This window comes from Amycolatopsis roodepoortensis (genome assembly GCF_014873915.1).
GTDB lineage: Bacteria > Actinomycetota > Actinomycetes > Mycobacteriales > Pseudonocardiaceae > Amycolatopsis > Amycolatopsis roodepoortensis.
In genome coordinates, this window is record NZ_JADBEJ010000008.1 from 1,007,300 (window position 1) to 1,028,501 (window position 21,202).

Sequence of the window (21,202 nt, forward strand, 5' to 3'; positions counted from 1 at the left end):
GATCGGGTGAGTGGAGGGTGCAGTGGCCGGCCTGAAGATCGACGGCGATGTCGTCGGCGACTATGCGAAACGGGTGGACGCGGCCGCCGGAGAGCTGGATCTGGCGGCCGCGGAGGTGACGGGTGAGGGCGTCACCGTCGAATCCCACGGCACGCTGGGCGAGGAATTGGGCCTCGGCGCGTCCTATGGGCGTGCGGCCGAGGCCATCCGGCGTCAGCTGGTGGAAGGCGCGGCCGCGCTGAGGTCGGCGTCCGAGGCCCTGCACACGGTGACCGCGCGGCACGCCGGGCACGACGACGAGGCCGCGCAGACGATCAAGCGCGCAGTGGAGCTCTGAACCGCATGATCGCCGAATCGGAGAACCCGACGGATTCCATCCCGCACCCGATGGCGGCCGCACGTCCCGCGGCTCCCGAAGCGCCCCCAATCGCGTTTAGCCCGCTAAACGCGACAGGGTCGGGTGGCGAGGAGCTGATCGAGGCCGCGGCGCCGCATCTCGCCTTCGTTTCGGAGCTGTCCGGCCAGCTGGGGCTGATCGATCCGGTCGAGACCTACCTGACCCCGCTGGCGGGGCGCTGGGAGGACTTGAAGGCCGAGGCGGACCTGCTCCGGAAAGCGGCGAAGACCGCGGGCAACGTCTCGAAAGAACTATCGGAGGACCTCGGCCGTCTCGACGCCGGGTGGTCCGGCAAGGACGCTGACGCCTTCGTCGCGTACATCGTGGACATCAATGCCGCGGGCTCCGATGTCGAAGACGCCCTCAGCACGCTGGCGAGCTCGCTCGACGAACTGGTGCTGTCGATCCGCCGCATCCTGACCGACCTCGTCGAGGTCCTGGTCGACACGGCCGAATTGACCTCCGAGACCGCGATGCTGCCGGTCGGTGGAGTCCGGCGGGCGCGGACCCAGCTGGAGGAGGCGCAGGAGTCGGCCAAGGCGCTCTATGAAGCCGCTCGTAACGTCCTCGAGGGCTTCGTGCGATTTTGCGACGGCGTCGACGATCCTGACGCAGGCTCGCGGAGCATCGAAATCGCGCACCGGTACCCGCAGGACGAGTTCAAGCTTCACGACGAGTCCGAGGCGCAGGGCGCGCCGGTGCCCGAAAAGGCCACCGCTGAGGCGGATTCCGGTGCGGCGTCCGACGATCAGTCGACGTCGCCGTCCGCGGCCGACGGCAGGCAGACCGGGTCGCAGGAACCGCCGATCCAGCAAGGGCAGGCGCTGGTCCCGGAGGTCGCGCCCGTTCAGGCCGCTCCGGCGCACGGGCATGGGGTCGCCGGGGCCGGATCGGCGATGATGCCGATGGGGATGGCGCCGATGATGGGGATGGGCGGCATGGGCGGAGGCCAGACGGCGCACCAGTCCAAGACGCGGCCCGCCTCGAAACCGTCCGATGTGGTCGGTGAGCCCGGCCAGGTCGTCCCGCCCGTGATCGGCGAGGACGAGAAGCCGGCTCCGAAGCCCAAGCCAGCCAAGTAGGCGCCCCGGGCGGAGCGACTTTAGCGGGCTAAACGCGATCTGGGCGGCTCTCAGGCGAGCCCGGATCGCGTTTAGCCCGCTAAACGCAGGTGCTAGGGGGTCTTGCGGCCCGGTGAGGTGGTCGGCCGGTTGCGGCGGACCGAGTGCACCACGAACAGCGTGACGAGCAGCGCCACCAGGCCCCCGCCGGTTCCGGCGAGCGCGACGATCATCGGGGCGGGGTCGCGGTCGTTCGCGGGCGGCAGGTCCGCGGGCAGCTGGACCGGCTTGGCCTTGTCTGCCTCCGACGGCACGATCGCCGTCAACGCCGCGATCGGGTCGATGACACCGAAGCCGACGAAGTTGTCCCGTCCGCCCGGCGCCGCGGGGTGCTGTGCCGTCGCCTGGATCCGGGTCATCACCTCACGGGCGTTCAGCTCCGGGAACTTCTGGCGCACGAGCGCGGCCACACCGGCGACGTACGGGGCGGCGAAGCTGGTCCCTTGGATGGGGCCAGGATCCTTGCCGCCCTCGATGGTCAGGTTGGCCAGGCTGCTGGACCCCTCCGCGGGATCCAGCGAGATGATCTTGGTGCCCGGAGCGGCGACACTGACCCACGGTCCGTGGACGCTGAATTCCGCGACACCGCCGGTCTCGTCGATCGCCGCGACCGACAGCACGTCTTCGGAGAACCAAGGCGGAGTGACGATCGTCTTGGGGACTTTGGGGTCCGGTTGATCGTTCTGCACGCATTTGTCGCCGACGTTGCCCGCCGCCGCGACGACGACCACATTGCGATTGACGGCGTAGTTCACCGCCGCCTGAAGCTCCTGCTCGGTCTTGGTGATCCCGCCGGTGGCCGAGCGGCAGTTGTCGACCGACATGTTGATGACGTTGGCGCCCTTGTCGACAGCGCGGACCACCGCCTGCGCGAGGGTGGTCAGCGTGCCGGCGGTCTTGCCCTGCTCCTGCTGCCGTCCACCCTTGTCCTGGCCCGGTGTGGTTCCGCCGACGGCACCGTTCCCCTGAGAGGACGGCGGTAGCTGCGATCCCGGATTGTTCGACGAGGAAGGGGGAGCCGGGTTGTTGGAAGAAGCCGGCTCTTCCTTCTTCTCGACTTCCTCGTAGTTCTGGCTGGATTGACGGATCGACAGGATCGTGGCGTCCGGCGCCACCCCCCGGAACCCGATGCTCGAGTCGGGCGGGTTCGCGGCGATGATCCCCGCTACTTCGGTGCCGTGACCATCGCAATCTTCGAGCCCAGGCGGCTTGCCTCCGCCGGGTGTCGCGACGTAGTCACCACCGGATTCGACACGGCCCCCGAAGTACGGGTGAGCGGAGACGCCGGTGTCGATCACGGCGACCTTGATGCCGCCGCCGACCGACTTCTTGGCGCCGCGCATCAGCTGATGCACCTTTTCGATCTGCAGGTACTCCTGGCCCCAAGGCCGGTTCTTGATGTCGACCTGGTCGCCGCCGAGCTTGCTGCGCTGGACGCACTCGGTCTTCTTCTCGTATGTCTTGTCCGGCTTGCCCGTGTCGGTCGGCTTCTTGGACGGATCCACCCGGGGCGGGATCGCGTAGTAGCCGCCGGCGTCCGGCGCGATGCTGCTTTGCTGCGCCCACGCGGGAAGAGCCACCGACGCCGGCGAGAGAACACCGATTCCGGCCGCCAGCAGTACCGTTCCGGTACGTGCGGCGAGGCCGAGGTGGCGGACGCGCGTCCCCCTGGACTTCCGCGCTACGGCCATCAGAGCATCATCCGATCGGGTCGTCACTTGAAGTTGAGGTGGCGCAGCGTCGTGTAGAGATCCATGACGCCGAGCGCCAGCGGGAGCACCGTCGCGATGAAGACGGCCTCGAAGATCTCCACCGTCCGCCGCAGCGGCGGCGAGAAGCGCTGGTTCGGGAAGATCACGCCGACCACGAGCGCGCCGGCGCCGATCAGCAGCAGTGCGCCGAATACGAACAGGACGCGGTTCAGCGGGCTCGCCGACCACATCCAGCCGAGCAGGATGCCCGCGCCGGACACCATGCCGGTGGTCAGCAGGGCGATGGCCTGCGCGCCGTTCGCGTACGCCCGCGCCCTGAGGAGCAGGACCAGCGTGGCGATCACACCGAGGATCGGGCCGAAGACCGTCGGGGAAGTCGAGGCGATGATCGCGAACAGCGCCGTGGCCGCGCCGCAGCCGGTCAGCAGACCGGTCATGTACTCGTGGGCGACCGCGGTGCGGCGTTCGATGGCGCGGTAGTCCGGGAAGCCCGAGTCTTCCTTGAGCTCTTCGGCGCTGCCGGGAACGTGCGGCGTCGGAAGGGCGGCGAGCTTGATCGTCGCGCGCGGCAGGAGCGAGATGCAGGCCAGCGAGAACGCCGTGGCGCCGGCGGCGATCCCGGCGATCGGGGTGTCGATGAGTGTCGCGGCCAGGAACGTCAGCGCGGAGATCGTCGCCGTCGTGGCGGCCGCGATGAAGGTGGTGATCCCGTGTCCGATGACGAGGATGCAGACCGCCGCCACGATGATCACGAGGGCGCTCGCGAGCAGCAGGTTCGCCCACACGGACAGTCCCGGAACGATGTAGAAACCGCTGACGAACGCGAGCGGCAGACCGCCCGCGGCGGCGATCAGCACGCCGGTCGCCTCCGCCTGGTAGGCCTTGGCCAGCGTCGCGCCGATCGCGACGCACGCGATCGCGCCGACACCGCCCGCGATCGCGGCGGCGAGCGCGTTGCCGCCGTACAGCGAGCCGCTGGTGAAGAGCGCGAGGGCCGCGAAGAACAGCGCCAGGCCGCCCGCGATGTGCCCGAAGCGGCGTGCCGTCTCCTTGGTCCAGGGACGGAAGCTGTCCGGGGACGACTCGGCGATCGCGTCGACGACGTCGTCGTACAGCGGGGGCGGCGGGTTCTCGTTGCGCTTGCGCAGCTGCAGCAGCTCGCCGTCGACCACGCCGAGGGACGCGAGGGTCCGGCTCGGGTCGAGCGGCGCGTCGCCCAGCTTCGCCAGCGCCCAGCCGCCGTGGCGGGCGCCGCCGTCCGGCGTCGCCTCCTTCGCCATCTCCAACAGCATGGGCAGCAGGTCCGCCACCGCGACGTCAGCCGGCAAAGCCACGTCGATCCGGGTGCGTGGCGCGACCACCGTCACCCTGCTGAATACCGTCGTGCCCGTTGCCACTGCCTTCCCCCTGCCCTGAGAGTCTGCTCCCGGGGGAACCTATACCGAACCCGGGTGCCCACATCATCGACTGTCGGAAAAAGACCGGCAAAAGTAAGAGAGACGACCTCCGGGGGCCCTCCGACCGGCTGCCGGCGCGTCGACTTTAGCGGGCTAATCGTGACGCGGCGGAGCCCTGGGCCCTCAGGTGCCCCAGGCCGCCGGATCGCGATTAGGGGGCTAAACGCACGTCGGGCGTCTGGGGCGCCGGATCGCAGTTAGGCCGCTAAACGCACGTCGGCGGAGCCGGAGCCCTACACTCCCGACATGCGTACGGCCCCGGCCGGGGCCGTTCTCGGCGTTGTCCGGATTTCGTCGGTCACGTTCGATAGGTTGTCTCGCGCACCAGTACGCGCACCAACGGTGGCCGCCATCGTCGAGTTTGAAGAGGGGTCCTTCGATGAGCACGCTGCAGTTCAAGAAGTCACCGCGTCTGGCGGCGCCGCGGCCGCCGGGCGGCGAGGTGCATCTCGAACCGCCGCCTGAGGTGCCGCGCACCATCCCGGGCAACATCGTCATGAAGCTGCTTCCCGCGGTGATGATCGTCGCCTCCATCGGCATGATGATCTTCATGTTCACCACCGGTGGACGCAATCCCATGATGATGATGATGGGCGGCATGATGGTGCTCAGCACCGTCGGCATGATGGCCGGCGGCGCGGGCAAGGGCGGCGGCGCCAAAAAGGCCGAGATGGACGAGGACCGCAAGGACTACCTGCGCTACCTCGGCCAGATGCGCGACAGGGCCCGTGAGGCCATGGTCGATCAGCGCGCCGCTCTCGAATGGGTCCACCCCGACCCGCAGACCCTGTGGTCCCTGGCCGCGAGCCGCCGCATGTGGGAACGCCGCCAGAACGACCAGGACTTCCTCCACCTCCGCGTCGGCCGCAGCTCGCACCGCCTCGCGACGCGGCTGGTGCCGCCGCAGACCGGCCCGGTCGACGAGCTGGAGCCGATCGCCACGCTCGCCCTGCGCCGGTTCGTCCGCGCGCACTCGATCGTCCCGGACCTGCCGACCCAGATCACCCTCCGCGGGTTCGCCGCGGTCAGCATGCAGGGCGACCGCGGCCTCACCCGTGGCCTCACCCGCGCGATGCTGGCCCAGCTGGTCACCTTCCACAGCCCCGACGACGTCCTCATCGCGGTCGCCACGGCGGGCCGCGCCAAGGAGGAGTGGGAGTGGGCGAAGTGGCTGCCGCACGCGCAGCACCCGGCGCTCGCCGACGGTATCGGCCAGCTGCGGATGATGGCGGGCTCCCTCGCGCAGATCGAGCAGTGGCTCGACGAAGAACTCCGTGACCGCCAGCGCTTCTCCCGCAACGCGACGCCCGCCCCGGACCAGCCGCACGTCGTCATCATCGTCGACGACGCCGAGGTCACCCGCGAAGAGCAGATCATCCTCGAAGAGGGTCTGGTCGGCGTCACCCTGATCGACCTTTCCGACTCCATCGGCAACCTCGCGGCCCGTCGTGGTCTGCGGCTGGTCGTCGAGGAAGACCGCCTCGGCGCGCGCAGCGCCGGCGGCGTCGAGTGGTTCGGCCGTCCGGACACGCTGAGCGTGGTCGAGGCCGAAGCGCTGGCACGCCTTCTCGCGCCGTACCGCGTCGGCACCGCCGCGCAGGACGCCGCCGAGGAAGAGCCGCTGCTGTCCAACCCCGGTCTGCTCGAACTGCTGGGCATCCCCGGCGACCCGATGACCTTCGACGTCCAGCAGGCCTGGCGGCCGCGCCCGGTGCGTGACCGTTACCGCGTCCCGTTCGGCGTCGGCGAGTACGGCCAGCCGGTCGAGCTGGACATCAAGGAAGCCGCGATGGAGGGCATGGGCCCGCACGGCCTGTGCATCGGGGCGACCGGTTCCGGTAAGTCGGAGTTCCTCCGCACGCTGGTACTGGGCATGCTCGCCACGCACTCGTCGAGCACGCTGAACTTCGTCCTCGTCGACTTCAAGGGTGGTGCGACGTTCCTCGGCTTGGACGCCGCGCCGCACGTCTCCGCGGTCATCACCAACCTCGCGGACGAGGTCACGCTGGTCGACCGCATGAAGGACGCGCTGGCGGGCGAGATGAACAGGCGCCAGGAGGCGCTGAAGAACGGCGGTAACTTCAAGAACGTCTGGGAGTACGAGAAGGCCCGCGAGAACGGCGCCGACCTCGACCCGCTGCCCGCGCTCTTCATCGTCTGTGACGAGTTCTCCGAGCTGCTGGCCGCCAAGCCGGACTTCATCGACCTGTTCGTCGCCATCGGCCGTCTGGGCCGGTCGCTGCAGATGCACATGCTCCTCGCGTCGCAGCGGCTGGAAGAGGGCAAGCTGCGCGGTCTCGACTCGCACCTGTCGTACCGCATCGGTCTGAAGACCTTCTCCGCCGCGGAATCCCGTGCCGCGATCGGCGTGCCCGACGCGTTCGAGCTGCCGTCCGTGCCCGGTGGCGGATACCTCAAGTACGACACCTCTACGCTGGTCCGCTTCAAGGCCTCCTACGTCTCGGGCCCGTACCGGCCCGCGGGTATCAAGGCGGCGGGTCCGGTCGCGACGGTGGTCCGCGCGGACAAGCGCCCGCAGCTGTTCGTCCCGGACTTCGTCGAACTGCCGAAGGAACCGGAGCCGCAGCAGATCGAGGCCGCGCCGGTGGAAGAGGCCAAGTCGGAGGAGGCCGTCGAGCCCAGCGAGCTCGACGTGATCGTGTCCCGGCTGATCGGCCAGGGCCCGCCCGCGCACGAGGTCTGGCTGCCGCCGCTCAAGGAGCCGAACTCGCTCGACACCCTGCTCCCGAACTTGAACCCCACCGACGACCGCGGTCTTTCCCCGGTCGGGTTCTTCGGCAACGGACGGCTCCAGGTGCCGATGGGCATCGTCGACCGCCCGTACGAGCAGCGTCGTGACCTGCTGTGGGCCGACTTCTCCGGTGGCGCCGGGCACGGTGTGATCGTCGGCGGTCCGCAGTCGGGCAAGTCGACCATGCTCCGGACGCTGATCATGTCGATGGCGCTGACCCACACCCCCGAGGAAGCGCAGTTCTACGCGCTCGACCTCGGTGGCGGTACGTTGGCCGGTCTCCAGGGCCTGCCGCACGTCGGTGGCGTGGCCGTCGCCCGGCGCGAGCCGGACAAGGCCCGCCGGATCGTGGCCGAGCTGACCACCCTGCTCACCGAGCGGGAAGGCCGGTTCGGTGCCATGGGCATCGACTCGATGAACGAGTTCCGCAACCGCAAGCGGCGGGGCGAGATCAAGCCCGAGGAAGACGCCTTCGGTGACGCCTTCCTGATCGTCGACAACTGGAAGGCGCTGCGGGACGACTTCGACGAGCTGGAGACCTCGATCACCAAGCTCGCCACCCAGGGTCTTTCCTACGGTGTGCACGTCATCATCGCGGCGAACCGGTGGGCGGACATCCGCCCGGCGATCAAGGACATGATCGGTACCCGGTTCGAGCTCCGCCTCGGTGACCCGAGCGAGTCGGACATCGACCGCCGCGTCGCGGTGAACGTCCCGGCCGGACGTCCCGGCCGCGGCCTCACCAGGGACAAGCTCCACCTGCTGACCGGTCTTCCCCGCATCGACGGATCGAGCAACCCGGACGACGTCGCCGCCGGTGTCGCCGACGCGGTCGCGAAGATCAAGGCCGCGTGGAAGGGCCGCCCGGCGCCGCAGGTCCGCCTGCTGCCCGAGATGGTCACCTACGACGAGGTCCTGTCCATCGACACCAAGCGCAACACGAAGCTGGTGCCGATCGGCGTCAACGAGGAAGACCTCCAGCCGATCTACCTGGACTTCGCGGCCGATTCGCACTTCTACGCGTTCGCGGACGGCGAGTCGGGCAAGACGAACCTGCTGCGCCAGATCACCAGGGGCATCACCGAGCGGTACACGACGCAGGAAGCGGTCATCATCCTCGTCGACTACCGGCGCACGATGCTCGGCTTCATCGGCGGGGACCAGCTGCTCGGCTACGCGGTGTCCGCCGCGCAGCTGGAGAGCATGGTCAAGGACGTGCACGGGTCGATGACCCGGCGCCTCCCCGGTCCGGACGTCACGCAGGAGCAGCTCAAGACCCGGTCCTGGTGGACCGGTCCCGAGCTGTTCGTCATCGTCGACGACTACGACCTGGTCGCCACGCAGACGAGCAACCCGCTGAAGCCGCTCGCCGAATTCCTCGCGCAGGCGAAGGACGTCGGTCTGCACATCGTCGTCGTGCGCCGCAGTGGTGGCGCGAGCCGGGCGATGTTCGACCCGATCCTCGGCAAGCTCAGGGAGATCGCGGCGCCCGGTATGGTCATGAACGGCTCGCGGGACGAGGGCAACCTCGTCGCCAACGTGAAGCCGAGCCAGATGCCGCCGGGCCGAGGCAACCTCGTCACCCGGAAGCACGGCAAGCAGCTCATGCAGGTCTCGTGGATCCAGCCGGACTGATGAGGCGACGGCCGGGCGTGGGGTGACGACGATGATCTGCGGGAGTGGCTTGTGACAGTGCGGGTAGCGGTGGACTTCGGGACATCGAGCACCTGCGTAGTCGCTTCGATCAACGGCCGCGAGCCGCAGGTCGTCGTGGTGGACGGGCAGCCCTTGATGTCGTCGGCGGTCTACGCCGCGCCGGACGGCACGCTGTTCGTCGGCCAGGAGGCGGAGCGGCAGGCCGCGGTGGATCCGTCGCGCTACGAGCCGAATCCGAAGCGCCGGATCGACGAGGGCGACCTGCTGCTGGGCGACAACGTCCTGCGCGTGACCGACGTCGTCCACGCCGTGCTGAAGCGCGCGGTGACCGAGGCGCGCCGGCTCGCCGGCGACGCCGAGGTCGAGCTGCTCGTGCTGACCCACCCCGCCGATTGGGGCGCGACCCGCACCCGGCTGCTCCGGCAGGCGGCGAACGGGCTCGCGCGCCAGGTCGCGCTCGTGCCGGAGCCGGTCGCCGCGGCGGTCTACCACGCTGCGACGTTCGCCCCGGCCGACCTCAATTCCGAACGCACCGTCGAGTTCAGCGGCCGCCCCGGCGACGCGCTGGCGGTCCTCGACCTCGGCGGCGGCACCGTCGACGTCTCCGTGGTGCAGCGCATGCCCGGCAGCCCGGCGGATCGCAGTTCGCCCGCTAAACGCGCCGGGTTCCAGGTGCTGGCCACCCGGGGCGATCCGAGCTTCGGGGGAGCGGACGTCGATCAGGCGCTCCTGGAGCACGTGGGTTCGCTGGTGTCGTCGGCCGACCCGCCGGAATGGCGAAAGCTCGTCGAGGGTCGCGAGCTCACGGACAGACGGCGGCGCCGGGTCCTGCGGCAGGACGTGCGCGGCGCGAAGGAGACGCTCTCGCGGCACGCGTACACCGACGTCCCGATGCCGCCGCCGTTCGCCGACGCGCATGTGACCCGGGAAGACCTCGAGCGGCTCATCGCGGGCCCGCTCGGCCGCGCGGTCGAGCTGACCGTGGCCGCGATCGGGGATTCCGGGCTGCGGCCCAAGCAGCTGACGGCGATCTTCCTCGTGGGCGGGTCGAGCCGGATCCCGATGGTTTCCCGGCTGGTGCACGAGCGGACCGGTGTCGTACCGACGACCCTGGATCAGCCGGAGACCGTGGTCGCCCGAGGCGCCCTGCGCGCGGTGCTGATCGACCCGGACCGCACGGGTTCCCTCGCGGGTTCCGCGGTCTCCCGGGCCGGCGGTGGCCCCGCTCCCGCCGACCGGCGTCCCGATGCCCCGCGCCCACCGTTCCCGCCCGGCCCGCCCCCACAGAGCGCGTTTAGCCCGCTAAACGCGACGCGGCAGCAGGGGCCGCCGTCGCCGCCGATGGGACAGCAGGGGATAGCGGCACCTCCGCCGCCGTGGCGGCCGGGGGAGCCCGCCAGGGAGCCCAAGCCCGCCGAGACCGGCGGGAAGAACAAGAAGCTGCCCTGGATCATCGCCGCGGCAGTGGTGGCCGTCGCGGCGGTCGCCGGAGGCATCCTCTTCGCGGTCAACAGCGGGGAGGCCGAGCCGGAGGGCCGCACGCTCGCCCAGTACGACTACCGCTTCATCGCGCCGCCGGACTGGACCCAGACCGACGACCGCGTCGCCAAGCGTCAGGTGGTGATCCACCCCAGCGACTCCCTCACCGGCGACGACCTCGTGGTCGCCCAGGAATTCGTGATGACGTACGACGCGACGGCCGACAGACAGAAGCTCGTCGACGAACTCAGCGCCGAGGCACAGCGAGAGCCGGCCAAATACAGCGGCTTCAACGGCGCCACGCAGTACGCCGGCAAGACCGTCGTCTACTACCGCGAGACCAAACCGAGCGCGCGCGTCGACTGGTACGTCGTCGTGCAGGGAAAGACTCGCGTCCACATCGGGTGCCAGTACGGCACCGGCTCACCGCTCGAACAACGCGTGAGCGCGGCCTGCGAGCAGGTCGTCAAGACGATGGTGGTCATCAACTGAAGGGGGAGGCATATGCCACCCGAACCCGAGACCGCCGCCGAACACTTCGCGCGTACAGGGCGCGACGCGGTCACCTATGCGCGGCAGGTCGCCCGCACGGCCAAGGCGCGTTACGAACGCCGTCGGGGCGAGAACGCCGAACTGGCGAAGCAATTCGGCAAGGGACGGCTCGCGGGCGGCGAGACCGCGCCGACCCCCGCCGCCCTCCGGAACGCCGCGAAACGGTTCCGGGTGGGCGCCGGTCTTCCGGTTCCCCCGTTGCCCTCCGCGGCGGACTTGGTTCCCCTTCGGCCAGAACCGGCGCCCCGACGGCCACGTGTGGGTGACGACGACGAGGACTTTTCGCAGTCGCGAATCATGAGCCGCGGCGATTGAGCCGCCTGTGTGCGTTCGCTAAATCGCGTGGTGAGAGCCATTTTCTCCACGGGAAACGCAGCGCACGCGCCGGGTTCCCGCGTTCGGTTCCCGCCGGGAGCGTTAACGCAAGCAACTACTTGAAACCAACGAGCGACAAGAGGGAACCAGACGTGGCAGTGTCTCCGTCGTAGGTCCGTACCAAACGAACTTCACCAAGTACGGATAACCACGAACGAAGGGGGTAGCTCCCATGGCTGGCGGTTTTCAGGGGAATGTCGAGCAGTTCACCCAGGCTGAGAAGCGGGTGACCGAGGTTCGCGTTTCGATGGACCAGAACCTGAGCAAGCTTCGCGACAACATCGAGGCCACCCGCGCGGGCTGGACCGGCGACGCCTCGATCGCGTTCAACAACGTGATGAAGCGCTTCGACGAGGCGGGCCGTGGGCTCAACCAGGCCCTCCAGAACATCGGTGACCTGCTCGAGCAGGCCGGCTCGAAGTACAACGCTTCCGAGCAGCAGCAGCAGGAACTCATCAACTCGGTCAACAAGGGCTTCGGCGTCCTCGGCTGATCTGGCTCCACCCCGCAACAATCCGAGACTTTTCTTTAATCACTGGAGGAATTCATGGGCGAGATGAAGGTCGATTACGCCACGATCCACGCGGCGGCCGACGACTGCAAGAGCACCGGTGGCGAGCTGGAGTCCCTCTTCGGTCAGCTGAAGAGCGACCTCGCTCCGCTGGTCAACACCTGGCAGGGTGACGCGCAGACCGCGTACATCGCCGCGCAGACCGAGTGGGACAACAAGTTCGAGGAGCTCAAGCAGCTGCTCGCGCAGGTCGCCGGCGTGCTGCCGCAGCTGGCCGACGGTTACCAGGCCACGGAACAGGGCGTCACCGGCCTGTTCTGAGTCTTCCGGCTCCGAACGAGCAACGGCGGGCAGGCATCTTCGGATGCCGAGCCCGCCGTTTCGTTTGTGGTAAAAGAAAAGCCGCGACGGTTTCCGTCGCGGCTTTTCTCGTCGGGTCGAGGGTCAGTGCGGCGCGCCGACCTCGAATTCCGGGCTGGTGTTCAGCACCCGGACGGTGACCTTCTTCTGCTGCCCCGAAAGATCGATCGAGCAGTCGAACGTGGTGCCGTTCTCCACCGGCTGGCCGGAAGGACAGGACACGTTCTTCACGTCCGGCTCCCCGTAGTGCTCGTTGAGCACGCGGACGACACCGTCCTGGACCGACTTCTGGTCGAGCGTGTCGCCCGAGAACGCGCCGAGCAGCCAGGCGCCGACGCCGCCCGCGATCAAGACGGCCGCGGCGGCCCCGCCGATCAGCAGGGTCTTCTTGGAAGCCTTGGGTTTCTTCGGCTCCGCCCCGAAAGCGCCGAGCCCGCCGTACTGGGAAGACTGGGCGGGCTGGAACCCGCCGCCGTACTGTCCCTGCGGGGGAGCGCTCGGAACCTGTTGCTGTGCCTGCCAATCCTGCTGCTGCGGCATGGGCTGCTGCGACGGTTGCTGCTGCCACGCCGTTCCGGGCGCGGGGGCACCGCTTTGCTGCCAGGGCCCGGAAAAGGAGCCGGTGACGCCGGGCTGCTGCTGCCATTGTCCCGTGTAGGAACCGGTGGTCGCCGCGTTCGGGTCGTTCTGCTGCCACTGCCCGGCGTGCGGCCCGGTGGCCTGGCCCTCCTGCTGCCAGCCCTGCTGCTGGTTCGCGGGATTCGCGGGCGGCTGCCACCACTGCTGCGGCTGTTGCGGCTGCTGGTCGGGGGGCTGGCTCATCGGTGGTCACCTCGGGACTTCGGGAACTTCACGGCGTCGGGACGAAAGCGGGCCATGGCTCAGACGCCCTTCAACTCGCTGAAGCGGCGGTTGAAATCGTCCTTGGCCGCCTTGTCCGGCAGCACGGTGATCTGCGAGGCGTCGGGCAGCTTGGGCAGATCCTGCGCGCTCGCCTTTCCGGTGAAGCGGAAGTCGTAGCGCAGCTCGATCTTGTGCCCGCCGCCCTCGATCTTGGCGTCCATCACGATCTGGTTCAGCGTGCCGTCCGAGTTGAGGGAGACGGTGGTGTGCACCGGCGCCTTCTTCATCTCGGCCGTGACCGCCCCGCTGATCGACGGCGGCAGGATCTCCACCCGCCGTTCCATGAACTTCCCGAACGGGATGTCCGCGGTCAGCTCGATCCGGTTCTCCGGAAGGCTTTTGGCGCCCTTCACGATCTTCTTGTCCGCGTTGTAGGACACGGCGATCGCGTCGGCCATCTTGCAGGCGGTGATGATCCCGACCCAGGCGCACGGGATCGCCAGCCCAGCCTCCGACTTCGGCATCGAGACCCACGGTGTCGGGGCGAGGCTCTTGTAGACGGGGCCGAGGTAGACGTACTCGACGGTCCCGTCGGCGGGGGTGTACCAGTCGATGCTGTCGTCCGGGTTCTTCTGCGAGCGCTGACGGCTGACCCGGCCCTCCGGCGAACCGGTGCGGGCCGAGGAGATCGTGCTGCGGATGTACTTCTCGTCGAACCGGAAGTAGGCGCCCGACTCGCTGGTGACGTCGCGCTGCTGGCCGATGGTGTCCTGGAGCTTGTTCATCGCCGTTTCGAACTTCGTGCCGACGTAGGTCGCCGCGTCGTCACCCTTCGGCACGGCGGTGCCCGCCCGCCCCTGGCCGCAGGCGGTGGTGAGGGCCAGCACGGCGCTCAGCACGCACAAGATGGTCGTTGGACGTTTGTTCATCGCCGTTCCCCTGAATCGAGTCCCCGCGCGCGGTGCGCGTCCGGATCGTCTCATCCTCTCCCGCGAAGGACGATGCCGTGGGCGGTTCCGCCACACCGGCGGGGTACAGTTGCGGGGCGCCCGCCGGGCGCCGGTCCTAGTATGGGACCCCGGACCGACCCCCGCTTCGCAGTAGGGTCGGGCGTGGGGGTATCTTCATATGTCGTTGTGCGCTGCGGCGCGTAAGCGCTAGGCCCGCACAGAACCCACACGCAATGTTGACGACGAGGTAGACCCTTGCCCACGTACAGCCCCAAGCCCGGCGACGTCACTCGTGCCTGGCACGTGATCGACGCCGAGGATGTCGTGCTCGGCCGGCTCGCGACCGAGGTCGCCACGCTGCTGCGCGGCAAGCACAAGCCGACCTACGCCCCGCACGTGGACACCGGTGACTTCGTCATCATCGTCAACGCCGAGAAGGTCGCGCTCACCGGTAACAAGCGCGAGCAGAAGTTCGCGTACCGGCACAGCGGTTACCCCGGTGGTCTGCGTAAGCGTTCCTTCGGCGAACTGCTCGACACCAAGCCCGAGCACCTGCTCGAGAAGGTCGTCAAGGGCATGCTCCCGAAGAACAAGCTCGGCCGCGCCCAGGCGAAGAAGCTCAAGGTCTACGCCGGTGCCGAGCACCCGCACGCCGCGCAGCAGCCGCAGGCGCGCGAGATCACCAAGATCGCGCAGGTCGCGCAGTGAGTGAGGAACAGTCTGTGACCAGCACCGAGACCGAGGCCGTCGAGGCTGTCGCGACCACGGAGACCGCTCCGGTCGGCGACGCCGTCGCGACCAGCGAGACCCCCGCCGCCCCGCGTCCGTCGCGTGCCGCCGGTGGCAACGCCCAGACCGTCGGCCGCCGCAAGGAAGCCGTCGTCCGGGTGCGCGTCGTTCCCGGTACCGGTGAGTTCAAGCTCAACGGCCGCACGCTCGAAGAGTACTTCCCGAACAAGGTGCACCAGCAGCTCATCCGTGAGCCGCTGGTGACGGTCGACAAGCCCGACTCGTTCGACATCTTCGCCAACCTGCACGGTGGCGGGATCTCGGGCCAGGCCGGCGCGCTCCGTCTCGCGATCGCCCGTGCGCTCGTCGAGGTCGACGCCGACGACCGCCCGGCCCTGAAGAAGGCCGGCTTCCTGACCCGTGACGCCCGCGCCACGGAGCGGAAGAAGTACGGCCTCAAGAAGGCCCGTAAGGCTCCGCAGTACAGCAAGCGCTGATCGCGCCTCTGGCGCAACCCGCGGAAGCGCCCATCCGTCTCTCGGATGGGCGCTTCCGTGTTTCCGGGGTCCTTCGGTCCCCGCTCGCCCCCAGTCACACCTGTCACACCCGCCCCATGCGCCCCACCCGCGTCACGTTTAGCCCGCTAAAGTCGCGCGCGTCGCGATTAGCCCGCTAAAGGCGAAGCCGGGGGCGCGGGGAGACAGGCAGGGGGACTGGCTAGGTTGTCGTGGTGGTTTTTCAAGGAGGTCGACAGATGGCACGTCTATTCGGTACCGACGGCGTACGTGGCCTCGCCAACGAGGAGCTGACCCCGGAGCTGGCGCTCTCGCTCGCCGCCAGCGCCGCCCGCGTCCTCGCGGCCCACGACCGTTCGCACCGCCCGGTCGCCGTCGTCGGCCGTGACCCGCGCGCCAGCGGCGAGATGCTCGAGGCCGCCGTCGTGGCGGGTCTCACGTCCGCGGGTGCCGACGTGCTCCGCCTCGGCGTCCTCCCGACGCCCGCCGTCGCGTACCTGGTCGGCGCGCTCGAAGCGGATCTCGGCGTGATGATCTCCGCCTCCCACAACCCCATGCCCGACAACGGCATCAAGCTTTTCGCGGCAGGCGGCCACAAGCTTCCCGACGGGATCGAGGACGAGATCGAAGCCGGTCTCGCCGCGCCCGTCACCCGCCCGACCGGCATCGGCGTCGGCCGGGTGAAGGACGTCTCCGACGCGGGTGACCGCTACATCGAGCACCTGTTGTCGGCCACCCCGCACCCCCTCGCGGGCCTGCGCGTCGTCGTCGACTGCGCGAACGGCGCCTCCTCCTTCGCCGCCCCCGAGGTGTATCGCAAGGCCGGCGCCGAGGTCATCGCGATCCACGCCGACCCGGACGGCGTGAACATCAACGAGCACTGTGGGTCGAATCACCCGGAAGCGTTGCGCGCCGCCGTCGTCGAGCACGGCGCCGACCTCGGGATCGCGCACGACGGCGACGCCGACCGCTGTGTCGCCGTCGACGCCGCGGGTGAGCTCGTCGACGGCGACCAGATCATGGCTGTCCTCGCGCTCGCCCTCGCCGAGACCGGTGAGCTGACCAAGAACACCCTGGTCGCGACCGTGATGAGCAACCTCGGGCTGCACCTGGCGATGCGCGCGCACGACATCAACCTCGTCACCACCGCCGTCGGCGACCGCTACGTCCTCGAGGAGCTCCGGGCCAGCGGGTTCGCGCTCGGCGGCGAGCAGTCGGGCCACGTCGTCCTCCCCGCCTACGCGACCACCGGCGACGGCCTCCTCACCGCGCTGCGTGTGATGAGCCGCATGGCGTCGACCGGCAAATCGCTCGCCGAGCTCGCCGCGGTCATGAACCGCCTGCCGCAGGTGCTGGTGAACGTCCCGGTGGCGGACAAGGCGGCGGTCGCCGTCTCGGCCGCGGTCCGCGACGCCGTCGGCGCCGTCGAGGCCGAACTCGGTGAGGAAGGCCGTGTCCTGCTGCGCCCGTCGGGCACCGAGCAGCTGGTCCGGGTCATGGTCGAGGCCACCGCGCACGACACCGCACAGGCGGCCGCGGACCGGCTCGCGGGAGTCGTCTCCTCCGCCTCGTAACCCCTCTCACGATCTCCCCAAGTCGCTGCGCTGGGGTTACCGGCCCGGTACATTCCGTGTGCGGATACCTAGGGGAGGGTGACGGTGGCCGGTAAAGGGCACAAGGTCGATCCAGCGCAGCTGAACGAGGCAGCCAAGGTCCTGCAGGACCTGCCAAAGCAGGCTTGCGAAGGGCCGATCGGGGCGGTCGAGCAGATCAACCTGAGCGCGGCGAGTTTCGGCCCGGCGCACGGGGACTGCTTCAGCGGGTACTCCGCGAGCATCCAGCGTCTGGCGAAATGCGCGCGCAGTTATCTCGCGGCTTCGGACGAGTTCGGCCGCAAGCTCGCGGCGTCCAAGGACCTCTACCAGTCCAATGAGGACTCCAACGCCGCCGAGATGAGGAAGCACTGATGCCTCTCGCGGACGTCGGTGGCGACACCGGGCACGACATTCCCAGCCGGGCCGAAGTCGAGAAGATCCTCAACGACCCGAACATCGATCGCGACACCAAACGCGAGCTCGCCCTCAACTACATCGACTACATCGAGGACGAGACGCCGGAAAGCTGCGGGTTCGCCAGCGAAGCCGAGCGGAACGGCTTCCGGGACTACATCAAGTCGATGAACGGTGACTGGATCACCGAGAGCGACATCGGTGACAACAACGCCTACCTCGAAGACGTCAAGGCGGCTTACAAGACCGCCCACGAGAAGTACGACGCGAACCAGGCCGCGGGGCGGCAAGGTGATCGCGACGCGCTGAACCGCGACGCGGCGAAGACCCAGGAGATCGCCGGGCGCGCCACCGAGACCGACCCGGGCTGCGCGAATTCGAACGACATCATGGTCCCCGGCCTGTCGGGGTTCAAGGTCTACGAGATCTTCCACCCGCTCTACGTCCGCGCGCTGGGCCTGGCGGGTGGCGGAGCGGCGGTCTCCCTCGCCGAGCTTCAGCGGCTGTACCACGAGCAGGACAACATCCCGTTCAACCTCTTCAAGACGAGCGCGGAGGAGCTGACTGCGGTCGGCACGGCCGTCACCGGGTCCGCGCAGGACGTCTCCGGAAAGCTGGGGAATTCACTCGGCACCTGGGAAGGCGCCGCGGCCGAACAGGCGCGCGCCTACCAGAAGGCCTATTCGGACAAGACCGGTCTGGTCGCCGAAGCCTTCAAGGCCGCGGGTGACGGTCTGCTGCGGACCACCGCCTCGGTGGGCAAGTTCTGCCGCGAAAAGGTCGAGTGGCTGCAGAAGTGGTTCACCGACAACATCGACGGTGCGACTGCGCAGGACATCGAGCGGATCATCCGCATCGCCGACGGATCGTGCAGCCACAACGACATCGTCCATTGCATCAAGTTCCTGAGTATCGACGCCAAGAACGCCTACAACAAGGACTGGGGCGACATCGACCAGAGCACCATCGACGAGGTCCTCAAACCTCAGGCGGTGGCCTGGCTGAAGAACGTCTTCCTCGGCTGGTTCGGCAAGCACATCGAGAATTTCCAGCTGGTGTGCAAGAACACGCGCGAGGCGATCAACGGCGCGTGGAAGGCGTACTTCGACTCGCTCGGCCAGGTGGTCGAGAATCCGTTCGCGGATCTGGGCAAGACCCCGGAAACGGGCGGCGAGAAGCCGGTCGAAAAGCCGGTCGAGAAGGGCGGTGGCGGCCCGCCCGCCAGCGGTGGTGGTGGCGGTGGCCCGTCGCCCGGTGCCGGTGGCGGCCCCGGGCGCATGACGCCGAGCAACACCGTGCTCCCGGAGCCGGAAAAGCCCGAAGTTCCGGGCCAGGAGAAGAACCCGGTCACGGACAAGCCGCTCGACATCGACCCGGCCACGGGCGAGCCGTATCCGATCGACCCCCGCACGGGTGAGGCGATCAAGACCGGCACCGACGCCGTGCGGCCGGAGCCGGTGACGGTCGAGCAGGGCGACCGCAAGATCTCCATGGCCGAGCCCGGCGCCGACGGGAAGATGGGCATCTCCGTCCAGGACGGCGCCGGCAAGGTCAAGGACTACGGCCTCGACTTCGGTGATGGCAAGGCCACGCCGGACGCGGCGGGCGGACCCGCGCCCCGGGAGGGCGCCGAACAGCGTCCGCCGGCGACTCCTGGCCCCGACGGCAAGATCCACATCGAGGACGGCGGCCTCAAGATCACCGCGGAACGGCCGAACGGTCCCGACGGGCCGACGCTGGTGACCGTCGACGACGGTTCAGGGCAGCCGTCGAAGTACACCCTGGGTGAAGACGAAGCCGCGGGTGGCCGTCACGCGAGCCCGGATTCCACGCCGCAGCCGGCCGGAAGGCATGCCGCGGCGCAGCCTGTCGAAGAGCAGGCTGTTCGCTCGCACGACGGCACGTCCGGTGGGGCCGGCGGCGGAGCGCCCGCGCCCGGTCAGCAGGCCGAACCGGTGGCGGCGGCTGAGGACGGTGACTCCGAATCGACGACGGCCCAATCGCTGAGCGACCCGTTCGAGGGTGGGGACAACGGGCTTGGTGACACGTCGGATCCGGCTGGGACCGGTGGCGGCGCGGCCGCTCCCTCGACGTCGTCCGGGCTCGGTTCCGCTCCGGGAGGGGGCACCCAGGATCCGGCCGCGGCCGGTGCGGGGATGATGGGCGGAATGGGCATGATGGGCGGCGGCGCGGCCGGAGGCGGGCAAGGGTCCGGCGAAGACCAGCAGCGCACGTCCAGTGGGTACCGGGTCGACGGGGGCCTGTTCGACACCGCGACGACGACGGGCAGCCGGATCAGCGGATCGCTCGACGACGACGGCGTCATCGGCTTCCGCTAGGGGAGGGGTCAGTGAATCCTGAGGAGGATCTCGCCGGACTCCGGCACAAGCTGGCCGGGTTGGAGCGCGAGAACGGCGACCGGATGTACCTGGTCGACAACCGGGCGGCCAAGGCGATCGAGGAGACCAAGGCGGCGGGCGACCAGCTCAAGCAGGAAACGGGCGCGGCGCTCGCGGCCCGGAGCGAGCAGAAGCGGCGCGCGGAGGCCGCGGGTGGCTGGGAGACCGAGTCGACGCTCAGCGAGAAGGTCGAGGACGACGGCGACTTCGGGTTCGAGGAGGACGAAGCCGAGAACGAGCGCCGTGCGGGGTATCGGACGGCCGAGGAGCCGCCGATCGCGTATCGGCCGCCTGCTCCTTCCGTTTCCGCCTCGCCGCAGCCCCCGCCACCTCCGGCGCCTGTGCCGGAGGAGCGTCAGGCCGGGCGGCATCGGCGGGTGGCCGCCGCGCGGGGTGATGACGACGATTTCGCCAACACCGACTGGCTGGCGACCTGAGCCGTCAGGTTCGCAGCGCCACGACGGCCCGTTCGACGCCGTGGAAGACGGCGTGCGTCTTGTACCGCACGTCCTCGACGACATGCTCGGGAGTCAGGATCTCGGCGAGGGCGCGAAGCGCGACTTCGCCCTCGGCGACCGCGATTCGCGAGCCGGGGCAGGTGTGCCGGCCGAGGCCGAAGGCGAGTTCGGCGTCGGGGCCCAGTGGGATGGCCAGTTTGTCGCCGGTCGTGAAGTTCTTGCCCGCCAGGGAGAACGGCGTGGTCACGCGGCGGGCGGCGAAGCGGGTCGGGGAGATCTGGTGGATCAGCCCGCGTACGTCGTCGAGGGCGTCTGGACGGCGTAGGAGTTCGAGACCGGCGAGGGCGAGGAAGTTCATGGAGTTCTCGTACGCCGCGTGGGCCAGCATCACCGGCGTGATCATCAGCTCGTCTTCGCAGATCCGGCCCGCTTCGTGCGCTTCGCGGAGCAGCGCCAGCCCGCCGCCTTCGACGGCCGTCGCCTTGAGGAAGAACATCGCGACCCGGAGCGCGGCGGTGTCGGCCCCGGCGGGCCCGCCCGACCAGACGTCCAGATTCGCGGCGGTCTCCGAAAGGTTCGTCAGCAGCTTCTCGCCGAGCGGCTCTTCCGTGCCCAGCACAGCCTCCGTCACCTTGGCCGCCACCGGCCTGGCGAAATCGGTCACCAGGTCGAAGCGCGCACTCGACTTTAGCGGGCTAATCGTGACGCGCAGGTCTGTGAGCAGGGCAATCGGGAGGGGTTCCGCCAGGGCGATGACCTCCTTGACGACCGCGCGGAGCCGCCGGTGGTCCGCGCCGTCCATCAGCAGGAGGTTCGGCGTCTCGGCGGCGGCACCGCCCGGGTTCGAGCTGAGCTCGCGGTCGCGCAGGGCCTTGACGCGATCCGCCGGATCGTCCAGCACGAAGAAGTCGTCCACGTTCGTATGAT

At 69.2% G+C, this 21,202-nt stretch carries 18 protein-coding genes; 13 read left to right on the plus strand and 5 right to left on the minus strand.

Annotation, left to right across the window (positions count from 1 at the left end; genetic code table 11):
• Nucleotides 1-22: 22 nt before the first annotated feature.
• Nucleotides 23-337 (plus strand): hypothetical protein, encoded by a 315-nt coding sequence (locus H4W30_RS42645; protein WP_034304288.1) that lies wholly within the window; start codon nt 23-25, stop codon nt 335-337.
• A gap of 5 nt (nt 338-342) precedes the next feature.
• Nucleotides 343-1,479, plus strand: coding sequence for a WXG100 family type VII secretion target (locus H4W30_RS42650; RefSeq protein WP_192747837.1), 1,137 nt, complete (start codon nt 343-345; stop codon nt 1,477-1,479).
• Between the two features lie 92 nt (nt 1,480-1,571).
• On the opposite strand, the gene mycP is transcribed toward H4W30_RS42650, so the two are convergent.
• Both mycP and eccD read right to left on the minus strand, forming a co-directional pair.
• Nucleotides 1,572-3,209 (minus strand): type VII secretion-associated serine protease mycosin, encoded by a 1,638-nt coding sequence (gene mycP / locus H4W30_RS42655; protein ID WP_192747838.1) that lies wholly within the window; start codon nt 3,207-3,209, stop codon nt 1,572-1,574.
• A gap of 23 nt (nt 3,210-3,232) precedes the next feature.
• Nucleotides 3,233-4,597, minus strand: coding sequence for a type VII secretion integral membrane protein EccD (gene eccD, locus H4W30_RS42660; RefSeq protein WP_126733359.1), 1,365 nt, complete (start codon nt 4,595-4,597; stop codon nt 3,233-3,235).
• Between the two features lie 469 nt (nt 4,598-5,066).
• On the opposite strand from eccD, the gene eccCa reads away from it, so the two are divergent.
• The 5 genes from eccCa to H4W30_RS42685 all read left to right on the plus strand — a co-directional run bounded on the left by eccCa (nt 5,067) and on the right by H4W30_RS42685 (nt 12,333).
• Entirely contained in the window at nt 5,067-9,074 is a 4,008-nt protein-coding gene (eccCa, locus tag H4W30_RS42665) for a type VII secretion protein EccCa (protein WP_192747839.1), read from the plus strand.
• Between the two features lie 51 nt (nt 9,075-9,125).
• Nucleotides 9,126-11,066, plus strand: coding sequence for a type VII secretion-associated protein (locus H4W30_RS42670; RefSeq protein ID WP_192747840.1), 1,941 nt, complete (start codon nt 9,126-9,128; stop codon nt 11,064-11,066).
• A gap of 12 nt (nt 11,067-11,078) precedes the next feature.
• Nucleotides 11,079-11,441, plus strand: a complete 363-nt coding sequence (locus H4W30_RS42675; RefSeq protein ID WP_192747841.1) for a hypothetical protein — start codon at nt 11,079-11,081, stop codon at nt 11,439-11,441.
• A 232-nt stretch (nt 11,442-11,673) separates the two neighbouring features.
• A complete protein-coding gene (locus H4W30_RS42680) occupies nt 11,674-11,994 on the plus strand; it encodes a WXG100 family type VII secretion target (RefSeq protein WP_091597926.1) in 321 nt (106 codons plus the stop codon).
• Nucleotides 11,995-12,048: 54 nt separating this feature from the next.
• Nucleotides 12,049-12,333 (plus strand): WXG100 family type VII secretion target, encoded by a 285-nt coding sequence (locus H4W30_RS42685; RefSeq protein ID WP_125679971.1) that lies wholly within the window; start codon nt 12,049-12,051, stop codon nt 12,331-12,333.
• Nucleotides 12,334-12,456: 123 nt separating this feature from the next.
• Here H4W30_RS42685 and H4W30_RS42690 read toward each other — a convergent pair whose 3' ends face one another.
• Nucleotides 12,457-13,194, minus strand: a complete 738-nt coding sequence (locus H4W30_RS42690) for a DUF4333 domain-containing protein (protein ID WP_192747842.1) — start codon at nt 13,192-13,194, stop codon at nt 12,457-12,459.
• 59 nt (nt 13,195-13,253) lie between these two features.
• Entirely contained in the window at nt 13,254-14,144 is an 891-nt protein-coding gene (locus H4W30_RS42695) for a hypothetical protein (protein WP_126733364.1), read from the minus strand.
• Between the two features lie 276 nt (nt 14,145-14,420).
• On the opposite strand from H4W30_RS42695, the gene rplM reads away from it, so the two are divergent.
• The 6 genes from rplM (at nt 14,421) to H4W30_RS42725 (ending at nt 20,254) form a co-directional block, all read left to right on the plus strand.
• Complete coding sequence (gene rplM, locus H4W30_RS42700; RefSeq protein ID WP_005166833.1) at nt 14,421-14,873, plus strand: 50S ribosomal protein L13; 453 nt, start codon at nt 14,421-14,423, stop codon at nt 14,871-14,873.
• Nucleotides 14,874-14,887: 14 nt separating this feature from the next.
• A complete protein-coding gene (gene rpsI / locus H4W30_RS42705) occupies nt 14,888-15,391 on the plus strand; it encodes a 30S ribosomal protein S9 (RefSeq protein WP_034304312.1) in 504 nt (167 codons plus the stop codon).
• Between the two features lie 257 nt (nt 15,392-15,648).
• A complete protein-coding gene (glmM, locus tag H4W30_RS42710; RefSeq protein ID WP_192747843.1) occupies nt 15,649-16,983 on the plus strand; it encodes a phosphoglucosamine mutase in 1,335 nt (444 codons plus the stop codon).
• An 84-nt stretch (nt 16,984-17,067) separates the two neighbouring features.
• Nucleotides 17,068-17,376 (plus strand): type VII secretion target, encoded by a 309-nt coding sequence (locus H4W30_RS42715; protein WP_126736594.1) that lies wholly within the window; start codon nt 17,068-17,070, stop codon nt 17,374-17,376.
• A complete protein-coding gene (locus tag H4W30_RS42720; RefSeq protein ID WP_192747844.1) occupies nt 17,376-19,757 on the plus strand; it encodes a hypothetical protein in 2,382 nt (793 codons plus the stop codon). Before H4W30_RS42715 ends, H4W30_RS42720 begins: the two co-directional genes overlap by 1 nt.
• 11 nt (nt 19,758-19,768) lie before the next feature.
• Nucleotides 19,769-20,254 (plus strand): hypothetical protein, encoded by a 486-nt coding sequence (locus H4W30_RS42725; RefSeq protein WP_192747845.1) that lies wholly within the window; start codon nt 19,769-19,771, stop codon nt 20,252-20,254.
• A gap of 4 nt (nt 20,255-20,258) precedes the next feature.
• Here the strand turns inward: H4W30_RS42725 and H4W30_RS42730 are convergent, their stop codons facing one another.
• Nucleotides 20,259-21,191: a cytochrome P450 gene (locus H4W30_RS42730; protein ID WP_192747846.1), complete on the minus strand. Its 933-nt coding sequence runs from the start codon at nt 21,189-21,191 to the stop codon at nt 20,259-20,261.
• Nucleotides 21,192-21,202: the final 11 nt, after the last annotated feature.

Excerpts from the sequence above, each read along its gene's own strand:
- H4W30_RS42650 (WP_192747837.1), top strand. The coding sequence starts at position 343 with ATGATCGCCGAATCGGAGAACCCGACGGATTCCATCCCGCACCCGATG.
- mycP (WP_192747838.1), bottom strand. The coding sequence starts at position 3,209 with ATGGCCGTAGCGCGGAAGTCCAGGGGGACGCGCGTCCGCCACCTCGGC.
- eccCa (WP_192747839.1), top strand. The coding sequence starts at position 5,067 with ATGAGCACGCTGCAGTTCAAGAAGTCACCGCGTCTGGCGGCGCCGCGG.
- H4W30_RS42675 (WP_192747841.1), top strand. The coding sequence starts at position 11,079 with ATGCCACCCGAACCCGAGACCGCCGCCGAACACTTCGCGCGTACAGGG.
- H4W30_RS42680 (WP_091597926.1), top strand. The coding sequence starts at position 11,674 with ATGGCTGGCGGTTTTCAGGGGAATGTCGAGCAGTTCACCCAGGCTGAG.
- H4W30_RS42685 (WP_125679971.1), top strand. The coding sequence starts at position 12,049 with ATGGGCGAGATGAAGGTCGATTACGCCACGATCCACGCGGCGGCCGAC.
- H4W30_RS42690 (WP_192747842.1), bottom strand. The coding sequence starts at position 13,194 with ATGAGCCAGCCCCCCGACCAGCAGCCGCAACAGCCGCAGCAGTGGTGG.
- H4W30_RS42695 (WP_126733364.1), bottom strand. The coding sequence starts at position 14,144 with ATGAACAAACGTCCAACGACCATCTTGTGCGTGCTGAGCGCCGTGCTG.
- glmM (WP_192747843.1), top strand. The coding sequence starts at position 15,649 with ATGGCACGTCTATTCGGTACCGACGGCGTACGTGGCCTCGCCAACGAG.
- H4W30_RS42720 (WP_192747844.1), top strand. The coding sequence starts at position 17,376 with ATGCCTCTCGCGGACGTCGGTGGCGACACCGGGCACGACATTCCCAGC.